General features: G+C 70.3%; 14 protein-coding genes. 1 reads left to right on the top strand and 13 read right to left on the bottom strand.

From position 1 onward, the window contains the following. Positions 1-49 precede the first annotated feature (49 nt). Both ABFX51_RS09805 and ABFX51_RS09800 read right to left on the bottom strand, forming a co-directional pair. Positions 50-391 (bottom strand): DUF952 domain-containing protein, encoded by a 342-nt coding sequence (locus ABFX51_RS09805; protein WP_091506929.1) that lies wholly within the window; start codon positions 389-391, stop codon positions 50-52. After that, a complete protein-coding gene (locus tag ABFX51_RS09800) occupies positions 388-1,248 on the bottom strand; it encodes a DUF5926 family protein (RefSeq protein WP_091506927.1) in 861 nt (286 codons plus the stop codon). Before ABFX51_RS09800 ends, ABFX51_RS09805 begins: the two co-directional genes overlap by 4 nt. Before the next feature lie 65 nt (positions 1,249-1,313). Here ABFX51_RS09800 and ABFX51_RS09795 point away from each other — a divergent pair, with 65 nt between their 5' ends. After that, the gene (locus tag ABFX51_RS09795; protein WP_346053518.1) at positions 1,314-2,468 is read left to right on the top strand and encodes a cytochrome P450; all 1,155 of its coding nucleotides are present in this window, start codon (positions 1,314-1,316) and stop codon (positions 2,466-2,468) included. On the opposite strand, the gene ABFX51_RS09790 is transcribed toward ABFX51_RS09795, so the two are convergent. The 11 genes from ABFX51_RS09790 to ABFX51_RS09740 all read right to left on the bottom strand — a co-directional run bounded on the left by ABFX51_RS09790 (position 2,460) and on the right by ABFX51_RS09740 (position 12,899). After that, entirely contained in the window at positions 2,460-3,371 is a 912-nt protein-coding gene (locus ABFX51_RS09790) for a DUF4328 domain-containing protein (RefSeq protein WP_346053516.1), read from the bottom strand. The genes ABFX51_RS09795 and ABFX51_RS09790 overlap by 9 nt on opposite strands. 7 nt (positions 3,372-3,378) lie before the next feature. Beyond that, positions 3,379-3,726, bottom strand: coding sequence for a rhodanese-like domain-containing protein (locus ABFX51_RS09785; protein ID WP_091506919.1), 348 nt, complete (start codon positions 3,724-3,726; stop codon positions 3,379-3,381). 59 nt (positions 3,727-3,785) lie between these two features. Continuing rightward, entirely contained in the window at positions 3,786-5,402 is a 1,617-nt protein-coding gene (locus tag ABFX51_RS09780) for a solute symporter family protein (protein ID WP_346053514.1), read from the bottom strand. Beyond that, complete coding sequence (locus ABFX51_RS09775) at positions 5,399-5,773, bottom strand: DUF485 domain-containing protein (RefSeq protein WP_346053512.1); 375 nt, start codon at positions 5,771-5,773, stop codon at positions 5,399-5,401. Before ABFX51_RS09775 ends, ABFX51_RS09780 begins: the two co-directional genes overlap by 4 nt. Positions 5,774-6,023: 250 nt before the next feature. Beyond that, entirely contained in the window at positions 6,024-7,805 is a 1,782-nt protein-coding gene (locus ABFX51_RS09770; protein ID WP_091506912.1) for a sodium/solute symporter, read from the bottom strand. Positions 7,806-7,824: 19 nt separating this feature from the next. Next, a complete protein-coding gene (locus tag ABFX51_RS09765; RefSeq protein WP_091506910.1) occupies positions 7,825-8,331 on the bottom strand; it encodes a hypothetical protein in 507 nt (168 codons plus the stop codon). Then, a complete protein-coding gene (locus ABFX51_RS09760; RefSeq protein ID WP_091506907.1) occupies positions 8,328-9,155 on the bottom strand; it encodes a LytR/AlgR family response regulator transcription factor in 828 nt (275 codons plus the stop codon). Before ABFX51_RS09760 ends, ABFX51_RS09765 begins: the two co-directional genes overlap by 4 nt. A gap of 48 nt (positions 9,156-9,203) precedes the next feature. Then, a complete protein-coding gene (locus ABFX51_RS09755; protein ID WP_091507096.1) occupies positions 9,204-10,043 on the bottom strand; it encodes a S49 family peptidase in 840 nt (279 codons plus the stop codon). Between the two features lie 66 nt (positions 10,044-10,109). Continuing rightward, positions 10,110-11,384, bottom strand: coding sequence for a GAF domain-containing sensor histidine kinase (locus tag ABFX51_RS09750; protein ID WP_091506906.1), 1,275 nt, complete (start codon positions 11,382-11,384; stop codon positions 10,110-10,112). Between the two features lie 165 nt (positions 11,385-11,549). Continuing rightward, positions 11,550-12,455, bottom strand: a complete 906-nt coding sequence (locus ABFX51_RS09745) for an Fpg/Nei family DNA glycosylase (RefSeq protein WP_346053509.1) — start codon at positions 12,453-12,455, stop codon at positions 11,550-11,552. A 3-nt stretch (positions 12,456-12,458) separates the two neighbouring features. Then, positions 12,459-12,899, bottom strand: a complete 441-nt coding sequence (locus tag ABFX51_RS09740; protein WP_091506900.1) for a DUF983 domain-containing protein — start codon at positions 12,897-12,899, stop codon at positions 12,459-12,461. Between the last annotated feature and the right edge of the window lie 59 nt (positions 12,900-12,958).

Here is a 12,958-nt window from a genome sequence, read left to right as displayed (position 1 = left end):
GCGGCTTCCTCCCCACCGGCGCTGGCGACCCGGGACAGTCACCGTAACGCTACCGCCGGGCGATCGCGTCGGGCAGCCGGAACGTGCCGTCGGGTCCGGGCGGGAAGGGGTGGACGGCGACGACGGCCTCGGGCCGGATCGGCCCGTAGACGTGCGGGAACCAGATGCCCGCCGGGTGCCGAGGGAGGCCTTCCTCCCAGCGCAGTGGCACGCCGAGCCGGGCCGGGTCGATCTCCAGCAGCACCAGGTCCGTGCGCCCGGCGTAGAGGGCGTTCGCGGGCAGGTGCGCGGTGCCGGGGTCGGAGCAGTGCACGAAGCCCACTTCGTCGAGGGAGGACGGGCGGTACTCCTCGCCCGTCCAGTCCGCTCGCGGGCAGATGTGCAGGATCACCGGATGGTGAGCTGGCGGCCGATCAGCCCGTCGCGCGCACGGCGCTCGGCGGCGTTGAGCGGCTCGGAGTCGAGCGAGGCGAGCGCCTCCTCCAGCCGGACGCCGAGCTGCTTCGCCGGCTCGGCCCACTCGCGGGCGTGCGCCTCGGGGTCGAGGTCCCACACCGGGACCAGCAGGCCGTGGGCGCGGAAGGAACCGGCGTAGCGGGAGCCGTCGCCGAGGTTCAGCTCACCGGCCGCCGACAGCCGCGCAAGCGCTTGCAGCAGGGCGTTCTCCGGCTCGGGGCGGACCCAGCGCAGGTGCGCCTTCTCGCCGGCGAGCACCCAGTACGAGCCGGCGCCGAGGCGCTCGGTGGGCATGATCGCCTCGTTCGCGCGGTCCAGCGAGAGCTTCACGTCGCCCTCGGCCTCGGTGTCCTCGGGCAGCCACCAGTCGAAGTTGTCGTGGAGGGTGACGTCCAGCTCGGCGTCGGTCACGAGGAGGTCCTGCAGCCGCTCTCCCTCGGCGGGGGCGGAGGTGGTGTCCGGCACGCTCAGCACGTCGCCGGGCTTGGCGTCCAGGGCCCACTTCAGCGAGCGGCCGAGGTCGCGGCTGATGTCGGAGGAGCGGGTCTGCACCTGCAGCCCGACGAACACGCGCTCGTCGGTGCGGACGAACGCGGCCGCGGCACCGGGCAGCACGGTGGCGAGGGTGACCTCGCGGTCCCCGTCCTTGAGGGGCAGCTTCGCGGTGGCCGACGGGACGAACTCCCGCAGCGCGATCAGTTCCGGTTCGAAGGCCAGCCCCTCGAACGGCTGCGCGACGAACACGTCGCGCACCTTCGGCGCCTTGTTCTTCTTCCGCGCGGCCTTGCCCATCGGTGCCTCCTCAGACAGCTCGGCCGCAGACGCTACCGAAGACACGGTCGGGCTAACGTTGGTGGGTGTTCGATCCCCGGGACCCCGACTTCCTCGCAGATCCGTACCCCGAGTTCGCCCGGCTGCGGGCCGACGGCGAGGTGCACCGGCACGAAGGGCTGGGGCTGGCCATCGCCGTGTCGCACGCCGCCGCGTCGGCCGTGCTGCGGCACCGCTCGCTCGGTCGGATCTGGACCGACGCGCAGCCCGCCGAGCAGTTCGTGTCGTTCAACCTGCTGCACCGCAACTCCCTGCTGGAGAACGAACCGCCCGTCCACACGCGACTGCGCCGCTCGATCTCCTCGGCGTTCGGGCGCGGGCACGTCGAACGCCTGCGGCCGACCGTGGGCAAGCTCGCCCGGCAGCTGGTCGGGGAGCTGGCCGAACGCGGCGAGGGTGACCTGCTCGAACACCTCGCGCAGCCGCTGCCGGTCGCGGTGATCGCGGAGCTGCTCGCGGTGCCCGAGGCGGACCGCCCGAAGCTCGTGCCGTGGTCGAACGCGATCGTGAAGATGTACGAGTACGGCCTGCCGCCGGAGGGACAGCGCGCCGCGGAGCAGGCCGCGGGCGAGTTCGTGGCCTACCTGCGGGCGCTCGCCGAGGAGCGACGCCGCGAGCCGGGGAACGACCTGGTGAGCGACCTCCTGCAGAGCGAACTCAGTGAGGACGAGGTCGTCGCGACCGCGGTGCTGCTGCTGATGGCCGGGCACGAGGCGACGGTGAACGTCATCGGCAACGGCGTGTGGGCCCTGCTGCGGAACCCCGACCAGTGGCGTCGCCTGCGTGAGGACCCGTCGCTGCTGGACACCGCGGTCGAGGAGCTCATCCGCTACGACTCGCCGCTGCAGCTGTTCGAGCGCACCGCCACCGAGGACGTCGAGATCGCCGGGTTCCGCGTCGCGAAGGGCGAGAAGATCGCCGCGTTGCTGGGCGCCGCCGCGCGTGACCCGGAGGTGTTCGCCGAACCCGACCGGCTCGACCTCGGCCGCACCCCGAACCAGCACCTCGGCTTCGGCGCGGGCATCCACTACTGCATCGGCGCGCCGCTCGCCCGCATCGAAATCGGGGCCGCACTCGCCGCGCTCACCGAACTGACGCCGGAACTCCAGCTGACGGCCGAACCGGAGCGGCGGCCGGAGTTCGTCATCCGCGGCCTGCGGACGCTGCCGGTCTCAGCGTGACGTCGTCGGGCGCACCGGCCGCAGTGCGGGCGCTGGTGCGCCCTTGACCTCCACGACGCGCCGCAGCCGCAGCTTGTCGACGGAGATGGGCGCGAGCAGGCTCGTCACCCGGTGCACGACGAGGGCCGTCAGCACCGCCAGCAACGCGGCCGACAGGTCGAGCAGCCCGCTGAGGAACACGCCATCGGCCTGCGCCTGCACGCCGTCGCGGAACCGCCAGACGATCACCAGCACCATCAGCACGGCGTCGAGCAGCCAGGCCGCCCACCACGCCAGCACGAGCCGGGACGGACGGGGCCGTTCGTCGACAGGGCGGCGCAGCACGGCGTGCTCCAGCTCGGCGAGCACCGAGCCGGCGAGCACGAGGTTGAGCCCCGGCACGAGCGTGCCGAGCAGCACCTGACGCGCCGAGCGGGGCGGCTCGTGGCCGTTCTCGTCGGCCGCCGCCTGCCGGGCGACGAGCAGCCACCACACCACCGACGCGATCGCCAGCAGTCCGAACACGACGGACAGCAGCGAGGAGATGATCTCCAGCGCGTCCGACATCGCCACCACGTCGCTGTGCAGCGCGGAGTCGCGGCTGATCACCAGCAGCGCGTACCGCCAGAACTCCGCGACCGCCCCGAGCAGGGTCAGGCCCGCGAGGAACCACAGGACGGTGATCGCGTTGCGGGACAAGACCCGCACGCGCTCCACGGGACGCGGGTAGCCGGACGGCGTGCCGGGCACGGCCGTCGGCTCACGCCACGTCAGGTTCGGGAAACCCCAGCGCGGCGGTACCGGGTACCGGGGCGGCCCGGTGTAGCGCTCGACCGGGCGGACGGGCCGCGGCGGCAGCGCACCGGGCGGCGGTGAGGCGACCCACCGCACGCGCGGCCGGAAGTGGTAGCGACCGGGCTGCATAGGGGTTTCAGAGGATCTCCGGCGGCACGTCGCCGTGCTCGCCGACGACGGGCCTGCCCTCGGCGTGCCAGGACTTCATGCCGCCGGCGACGTTCACCGCGTCCCAGCCGCTGGCGTTGAGCCACGCGGTCGCGCGGGCGGAGCGGCCACCGGAGCGACAGACGACGTAGAGCGGCTGGTCGTCGGGCAGCTTCGACAGCTCCTCGACGCGGGCGGGCAGCTCGCCCAGCGGGATGTGGATCGCGCCGGGCGCGTGCCCGGCGCGCCACTCGTCGTCCTCCCGCACGTCGATCAGGGTGATGCCCTCGGCGGGGAGTTCGGAGACGGAGGCGGTGGGAAGCTCAGCCGGATTCACCCGGCCAGTTTCCCACGCGCCTCCATCAGGTGCACGTGAGCTGTCCTGTCAGGACGGGCTCAGTGCGCGGACGCCTTCTCGGCGTGGGCGCCGGTGAGCGACCGCACCTCCATCTCGGCGTACTTGTCGTCGTTCGTCTCCTTCGACAGGACCGTGCCGAGCCAGCCGAGGAAGAACGACACCGGGATGGACACCAGGCCCGGGTTGGACAGCGGGAACCAGTCGAAGTCCGCGCCCTTGATCATGGACGTGGACGTGCCGGACACCGCGGGCGAGAAGACGATCAGCACGATGGTGACGATCAGGCCGCCGTACATGCTGAACAACGCGCCGCGCGTGTTGAACCGCTTCCAGAACAGCGAGTAGAGCAGCGTCGGCAGGTTCGCCGAGGCCGCCACCGCGAAGGCCAGCGCGACGAGGAACGCCACGTTCTGGCTCTTCGCGAGAATGCCGCCGACGATCGCGACCGCGCCGATCACCAGCGCGGTGATCCTCGCGACGCGCACCTCCGCGTTCTTGCTGTCCACCTTGCCCTTCTTGATCACGTTGGCGTACACGTCATGGGCGAACGACGCCGACGCGGTGATCGTGAGGCCGGCGACCACGGCGAGGATCGTCGCGAACGCCACCGCGGCGATGAACCCGAGCAGCACCGGCCCGCCCAGTTCGAGCGCGAGCAGCGGGGCGGCGGAGTTCGTCGTCCCGGGCGCCTTGCTGATCTTGTCTGCGCCCACCAGCGCACCGGCGCCGTAGCCCAGCACCAGGGTGAACAGGTAGAACACGCCGATCAGCACGATCGCCCACACCACGGACTTGCGGGCGTCCCTCGCGGTGGGCACCGTGTAGAAGCGCATCAGCACGTGCGGCAGACCCGCGGTGCCGAGCACGAGCGCGATGCCCAGTGACAGGAAGTCCAGCTTGGTCGTGCCGGTCTTGCCGTACTGCTTGCCCGGCCCGAGCAGCGCCTCACCCTTCGTGCCGCCGCCCGCGCGGTCGACCGCGTGCTGCAGCAGGCTGGAGAAGTTGAAGCCGTACTTGCCGAGCACCCACAGCGTCATCGCGAGCGCGCCGACGATCAGCAGCACGGCCTTGATGATCTGCACCCACGTGGTGCCCTTCATGCCGCCGATCAGCACGTACAGCACCATGATCACGCCGACGACGGCGATGACGATGTCCTGCCCCACGTCGCCGGACACACCCAGCAGCAGGTTCACCAGGCCACCGGCACCCGTCATCTGCGCCAGCAGGTAGAAGAACGACACGATCAGCGTCGACACCGCGGCCGCCGCGCGCACCGGGCGCTGCTTCATCCGGAACGCGAGCACGTCGCCCATCGTGAACTTGCCGGTGTTGCGGAGCAGCTCCGCGACCAGCAGCAGGGCGACCAGCCACGCGACGAGGAAGCCGATCGAGTACAGGAACCCGTCGTACCCGTTGACCGCGATCGCGCCGGCGATGCCGAGGAAGGACGCCGCCGACAGGTAGTCGCCGGAGATCGCGATGCCGTTCTGCGGGCCGGTGAAGGCGCGGCCCGCCGCGTAGTAGTCCGACGCCGTCTTCGTGTTGCGGCTGGCCCAGAACACGATGACCAGCGTGATCGCGACGAAGAGCGCGAAAATGATGATGTTGAGCGTCGGGTTGCTGCCCTCGACGCCCGCCGCCAGGATCTTCACTCGGCGTCTCCTTCGACCGTCTCGAGCTTCTCGCCCTCGACCTCGCCGCGGATCCTGTCCGCGATCGGGTCGAGCTTCCGGTTGGCGTACCGGACGTAAAGGGCGGTGATGACGAACGTGGACACGAACTGCAGAAGGCCGATCAGCAGGCCGACGTTGAAGTTCCCGGCGATCTTGGTCGCCATGAACTTCGGTGCGTAGTCAGCGAGCAGGACGTAAAGCAGGTACCACGCCAGAAAGAGGACCGTCATCGGGAAGACGAAGGTGCGGAGCCGGCGTCGCAGCTGCGCGAAGTCCGGGCTCTCCTGCACCTGCTTCCAGTCGCTGCCCGGGCCCGTCCCTTCGTCCAGGCCCTGGTCGGTGGTGCTCACGGGACAACCTCACTCTCCATGATCTCTACCTCTTCCGGTCGATGGCTGCGGTAGATCTTGCCCTTAATGGCCAGATAAGTTGTTAATCCTTTCGAGTGAATGAGATTACTAACAGTAGAGCAATCTTTGGCCTACTTCTGGCAAAGATGTCCGATTCGAAACCTGGTCAGGAGTACCTCGTTCCAAGGTCTCCCTTACGGAGAGCAAAGGAACCGCCAAAAGGGTGAACGTACGCGCAGTGGAATTACGCCTACTTGCGGTGTCGGCCCCGGCCGGCCCGGTGGCGGCTTTCGACCTGGCCGAACCGCGCCACCGCGCGGTCCCGCATGAAGCCCAGCGGATCGGGCGCGTGCAGCCGCAGCATCACGGCGTTGACGTCGGCGGGTCTGCCCGATCGGGTCGCCAGGCTGACGATGATCGTCACCGCGAACGCGAGCGGCACGGTGACGAGCGCGGGCTGGTTCGCCAGCCACGGCGCCCAGCCGCCGGTGTAGCGGCTCACGGTGTTGACCACCAGCAGGCCGAGCACGAGCCCGCCGCCGACGATCATCCCGGCCATCGCGCCGGGCCAGGTCAGCTTGCGCCACCAGATGCCGAGCACCAGTAGCGGTGAGAACGTCGACGCGGCGAGCGCGAAGGACATGCCGACGCTGAGCGACAGGTCGGTGGAGCGCATCATCAGCGCGAGCCCGGCGGGCGCGACGCTGACGAGCGCGGCGGCCCAGCGGAAGTCGCGCACGCGGCCCTTGAACAGGTCGGTCGAGACGACCCCGGCGATGCTCACCAGCAGCCCCGACGAGGTCGAGATGAAGGCCGCGAACGCCCCGGCCATCACCACGCCGGTGAGGAGGTCGCCGGTGAACCCGGGCACGACGGCGTTCGGCAGGCGCAGCACCGCCGCGTCGGTCTGCCCCGTCACCAGCAGCTGCGGCACGTACATCCGCGACATCGCGCCGAGCAGCGTCGGGAACAGGTAGAACAGCCCGAGCAGCAGCAGCACGTGCACCGCCGTGCGGCGGGCCGCCTTGCCGTCGGGGTTGGTGTAGAAGCGGACCAGCACGTGGGGCAGGCCCATCGTGCCGAGGAACGTCGCGAGCAGCAGCGAGTACGTCTGCAGCAGGTCCGACACCCCGTCGCCGCCGGGCCGCAGCCAGTCGGCGTTGCTCGCGACGGCGTCGGAAACCGTCGGCACGGGGGTCCCGGCGGCGAACCGCAGCTGGCTGCCCTTCGCGACCTGCTCGGTCGCGCCCTTGGCCCACACCACCATGCGTTCGTCGGTCTGCCCGGGCAGGCGCACCTGCACCGGGGTCACCGTGTTCACGCGGAGCCGGACGTCGGTCTCGATCTTGACCGTGGTGTCGGCGGCGAACGTCGGTGGCGCGGGCGAGCCGAGCGAACCGGCGGGACCGCTGTGGCCGCCGGCGACGAACACCGCGCACAGCACGAACGCGGGCACGGCGAGCGCGAAGAGCTTGAGCCAGTACTGGAAGGCCTGGACCACCGTGACGGCGCGCATGCCGCCGGCGAGCACGTTGACCAGCACCAGCACCATCACCGTCAGCGCGCCGACCCACCACGGCACCGGCAGCACGGTGCCCAGGGCGAGGCCGGCGCCCTGCAGCTGCGGCACGAGGTACAGGATGCCGATCACGACCACGAAAACCGTGGCACAGCGGCGAAGCACGACCGAACCGAGCCGCGCTTCGAGGAAGTCCGGGAGCGTGTACGCACCGGACCGGCGCAGCGGCGCGGCGACGAACAGCATCAGCGCGAGGTACCCGGCGGTGAAGCCGATGGGGTACCACAGCCCGTCGGCGCCGTCCTTGAGCACGATCCCCGCGACGCCGAGGAAGGACGCGGCGGACAGGTACTCGCCGGAGATCGCGGCGGCGTTGCGGCGCGAGCGCACGGTCCGCCGGGCGACGAGGAAGTCGTGGGTGGAACTGGCGAACCGCGACGAGCGATGACCGAGGTAGAAGGTCATCGCGGCGACCAGCACGATGCCGGCGATCGCCCAGAGGTTCAGCTCCACGGCGAACAGTTTGGCACTGTCAGTTTTCGATCATGTCGACGAAGTCGCGTTCGTGGCGTTCGGCGAGCCTGTTGTACGTCAGCCCGGCCAGCAGGAGCAGGGGAAACGGCAGGATCGCCAGCAGCAGCCACGCCAGCGGCACGCCGATCACGCGAAGGCCCGCGAAAGCCGGCGACAGGTAGAACGCCAGCGGCAACCCGCCGAGGACCAGCACCACGAGGGCGGTCAGCACGAGCCCGGCGCGCAGCTGGCGCTTCACCAGGTCGTCCACCAGGAGCGTGCCCCAGCTGGTCTGCTCCTCCAGCTCGACCCTGGCGCGCAGGGTCGGCGTCGAGCGCGAACGCGGGTCGGCGAGCACGACCCGTTGGCGCTTGGGCGGTTTCGCCGGGGGCTCGGGCTTCGGCTCGACCGGCGCGGGCGGGACGCGTTCCACCCTGGCGGGTTCGTGGTGGACGTAGTTCTTGCCGAGGGTGGGATCGGGTTCGCGCACCCCGTCCACCCGCCGGTAGAAGTCGTCGCCGCTCATCGCCCGGTCAGACGGTCCTTGAGCTCACGCGTGTGCCGCCGGGACACGGGCAGGAGCTTCTCCTCGTTGCCGATCACGACCTGGTACCCGCCCTGCCCCATGCGCAGCTCGGTGATCAGGTTCAGCGCGACCAGGAACGACCGGTGGATGCGGACGAACCCCGCCTTCTCCCAGCGTTCCTCCAGCTGCGTGAGCGGGATGCGCACGAGGTGGCTGTTGCCGTCGGTGGTGAACAGGCGCGCGTAGTCGCCCTGCGCCTCGACCCACCGCACCGTCGAGCGCGGCACCAGCTTCGTGGTGCCGGCCAGCTCGACCGGGATCACCTCGTCGTCGTCCGGTTTCGCGGGCGCCGCCGCGGCCGGGTGCCCGCCGGGGGCCGGCACGGCGCGGAGCTTCTCCAGCACCCGCTCCACCGCGCGGTCGAGCCGGTTCTGGTTGCACGGCTTGAGGAGGTAGTCCACCGCACCGAGGTCGAACGCGTTGACGGCCTCCGAGGCGTGCCCGGTGACGAACACCAGCACGGGCGCGGGGTTCAGCGCCGAGAACACGCGTGCCATCTCCATCCCGGACAGGCCGGGCATCTGCAGGTCGGCGAACACCGCGTCGATCGGGGGCAGGCCGCGCTCCTTGCGCTGCCGCAGCTCCTCGTCGTCGGAAGCCAGCAACCGCAGCGCCTCCGCCGCGTCGACGGCTGCGAACACGCGCCCGATGTGCGGATTCGCCTGCAGGCTCTCGACGAGGAGGCTCAGCCCGTGGGGTTCGTCGTCCACGGCGAGCACGACCAATCGCCGGGTTTCGTTATGCGCACTCACAGTGGTTCGCATCCTGCCCAGTGCGAGCGCCGCTGTCCATACCGCGCACGGGCGAACGCATTACAACCCGTAGCGGCTCCACAGCACTTTCTGTGTAACCGCTTCCAGCAGCGCGGCCGCCGGCGCGCCGACGCCGAGCCGCGCGAGCAACGGCTTCTTCGGCTCCGCGACCCGGATCTCCGCGCCGGGGAAGCGTTCCTCGACGACCTCACGCAGGTTGCCCACGCCGTCGACCAGACCCAGTTCCTTCGCCTTCTCGCCGAGCCAGACGTCGCCCGTGAACAGGTCCTCGTCGTCCGACAACCGCTTGCCGCGACGCTCCTTCACCCAGCCGACGAACAGCTCGTGCAGCTGGGAGTGCATCTTCTTCAGCCACTCGACGTCCTCGGGCTTCTCGGGGCTGAACGGGTCGAGCCTCGACTTGTTCTCCCCCGCCGTGTGCAGCCGCCGCTCGATGCCGAACCGCTCCAGCAGCCCCGTGAAGCCGAACCCGCCGCTGATCACGCCGATCGAGCCGACCAGCGAGGTGCGGTGCGCGTAGATCTCGTCGGCCGCGCACGCCAGCCAGTACCCGCCCGACGCGGCCACGTCCTCGCAGAACGCCAGCACCGGGACGTCCGGCTTCTTCGCGGCGAGCTGCCGGATGCGCTCGGCGACGAGGCCGGACTGCGTGGGCGCACCGCCGGGCGAGTTGATCAGCAGTGCGACGGCCTTGAGCCGGTCGTGGTCGAACGCCCTGGTGAGCGCGGACTCCACCGCGGCGAGGTTGATGCTGCCCCGCGCCAGCGGCGACGGGGTCGGCGTGATGACGCCGTGCAGCTTGACGACCGCGACCACGTCGGTGCGGTCGCCCCGGTCGATGCCGGGGATCCTGCTGGTCAGTTTCTCGGTCACGCTCACCATGCAATCCAACATAGCGGCGCGAAGCGCCTCCGTGGGGGGCGGTGGCCGGGCGACGGGTGGGGGTTACGTGCCTTTTCTCGCGTGTGCAGGTGACCCGTTGCGGGTGGTCTGCGGGGGCACGTTCGCGGTGTAGTCAGGCAGTTCCGTGCGGACACCGGGGGCGAACTTCGGCACGCGCAGCGTCACCTTCATGCCCGCGCCCGGCGCCGTCTCGACCATCAGCGCGTACTCGTCGCCGAACAGCTGCCGCATGCGTGCGTTGATGTTGCCCAGCCCCACGTGCGCCCCCGTGCGGTGCGAGTTGCGCAGGTCCGCCAGCCGCGCCGGGTCCATGCCGATGCCGTCGTCCTCGACGCTGATCAGCGCCTCGGTGCCGTAGTCCTGCGCGGTCACGGTGACCATGCCGCCGCTGGGCTTGTTCGCGAGCCCGTGCTGCACCGCGTTCTCCACGAGCGGCTGGATGATCAGGAACGGCACGACGACCGACAGCACCTCGGGCGCGATCTTGAGCCGCACCTCCAGCCTGCCGCCGAACCGCGCGCGCTCGATAGTGAGGTAGCGGTCGATGTTGCGCAGCTCGTCGGCCAGCGAGGTGAACATGCCGGACGTGCGGAACGAGTACCGCGTGAAGTCCGCGAACTCCTGCAGCAGCTCCCGCGCCTCCTCCGGATCGGTGCGGATCAGCGAGGAGATCGTGTTGAGCGCGTTGTAGATGAAGTGCGGCGAGATCTGCGCGCGCAGCGCCTTGATCTCGGCCTGCTGGAGCTGGATCTTCGACTCGTCGAGCCGCGCCAGCTCGAACTGCGTGCACACGAACTGGGCAACCGCGTCGGCCATCTGCACGAGCTTCTTGCCCTTGGTGCGCCCGACGACGATCAGCACCGCCTCGATCTCGCCGTCGACGATCAGCGGGACGATCACGGCGGTCTTCATCTTGCACGTGCCGCGGTGGTCGCACGGCACGTCGTCGTGGGACACGACCTCGCGCCGGTGCTTGCGGATGGCCATGCTGATCGCGCCGGTGAGGTCGACGTAGTGGTCGTTCGCCTCGCCGTCCCACGACGCCAGCGTGCCCTCCGGGTCCGTGATGCCGACGGCGACGCACTTGAGCAGTTCGAGCAGCTGGGAGGTGATCCGGTCGGCGGCCGCCTGGTCGAAGCCCTCGCGCAGGTCGGGCGTGGCCTTCGACATGTGGTAGACGGCCTCGAGCACCGCGTCGTCGACGAAACTGCCCGGCTTGCGGGAGCGGACCGCGAGGACGATGACGACGATCAGCAACAGGCCCGCGACGGTCCACGGGATGATCTGCGTGATCGGCAAGTCGGACACGGCGTCCATGCTCTGCGCTCGCTCGACCGGGTGCAAGGCTTCCAGCCCACTTTCTGTGTAGATACCAACACCCTGGGGTAACGGCGACCTTACCGCCAGCGAGAACGACGGCGTATCGGCCGACCGAGTGTCGCAATTAGACGTTGAACGGGTGAAAAGCTCACTTACTGTGCGCTACTTCAGCAGCCGCGACATCCGCCGGTCCGCGAGTGGCTTGCCGCCGGTCTGGCACGTCGGGCAGTACTGGAAAGCCTTGTCCGCGAACGAGATCTCCCGCACGGTGTCCCCGCACACCGGGCACGGCAGCCCGGCCCTCGCGTGCACCCGCAGCCCAGAACGCTTCTCGCCCTTCAGCCGCGCGGCATCCTGCCCGACCGAACGCCGCACGGCGTCCGTCAGAACCTCCTGCATCGCGTCGTACAGCCTGTCGAGCGATTCCTCGGACAGCTTGCCCGGCGTCGCGTACGGGGACAGCTTCGCCGCGTGCAGGATCTCGTCGGAGTACGCGTTGCCGATCCCGGCGATCAGCGACTGGTCGGTCAGCGCGTTCTTGAGCCGTTCCGTGCGCCCGGCGAGCAGCTCACCCAGCTTCTCCCGGGTCAGCTCCAGCGCGTCGGGCCCGAGCTTCGCGATGCTCGGCACGTCCTGCGGGTTCTCCACGACCCACACGGCGAGGCCCTTCTTCGTGCCCGCCTCGGTCAGGTCGAACCCCGGGCCTCCCACCCGTCGCCCACCACCACCCTCAACGGATGCGCTTCGCGCCGCTTCTTGACTCAAGTGGACCCTCAGCGCCAGCGGCCCGCGCCCGGGCTTCGGCGGGGCCGGGGACAGCGAGTCCGACCAGCGCAGCCAGCCCGCGCGGGCCAGGTGGACGATCAGGTGCAGGCCGTCGCAGTCGAGATCGAGGTGCTTGCCGTGCCTGCCCGCGCCGGTCACCGTGCGGCCGTGCAGGTCCGTCCACGGCGGGGTCACGGTCTTGAGGACGCCGAAGGACGCCACGTCGACCCGGGTCACCGTGCGGCCGACCGCGTGCTCACGCAGGTGGTACGCGAGCGCCTCGACCTCGGGTAACTCGGGCATCGCTCACTCCATCGGATGCAGGGGGCCGTCGAAGTCCGGCAGGCCTTCGCGCTGGATGGTCTTGGCGACCTTCGCGACCTCGCCCCGCACGCGGAACATCCCGGTCACCACGCCGACCCACCGCTCCGGCGGGTGCTCGCCCAGCGGGTCCCCGTCGGTCTCGGCGACCAGGCCCCACGGCCGGTTCAGCACCCACCGCAGCGGGAAGAACAACGCGATCAGCAACAGGCCCCAGACCACCCAAGCCGGAACCACGACCCCGTCGGGTAGCCAGGCCACCAGGATAACCGCGAGCAGGAGGGTGACGGACAACATCGCGACGCCGGAGGCGGGGCTGCCCGCGACGTCGTGCTCGAAGTCCTCCACGGTCACGGGGCGGCGCCACTCCATCTGCGCCCGGACGATCCACTCCCGGCCGTCCGCGCCCTGCACCCGCCGGTTCATGTGTGTGGCCTCCCGGGCACGCTCCGTCGTTCCTGAGCGGATCAACGGTAGCGTGCGGC

The organism is Amycolatopsis dongchuanensis, assembly GCF_039542405.1.
Classification (GTDB): Bacteria; Actinomycetota; Actinomycetes; order Mycobacteriales; family Pseudonocardiaceae; genus Amycolatopsis_E; species Amycolatopsis_E sacchari.
This window is presented reverse-complemented; position numbering and strand designations above follow the sequence as displayed.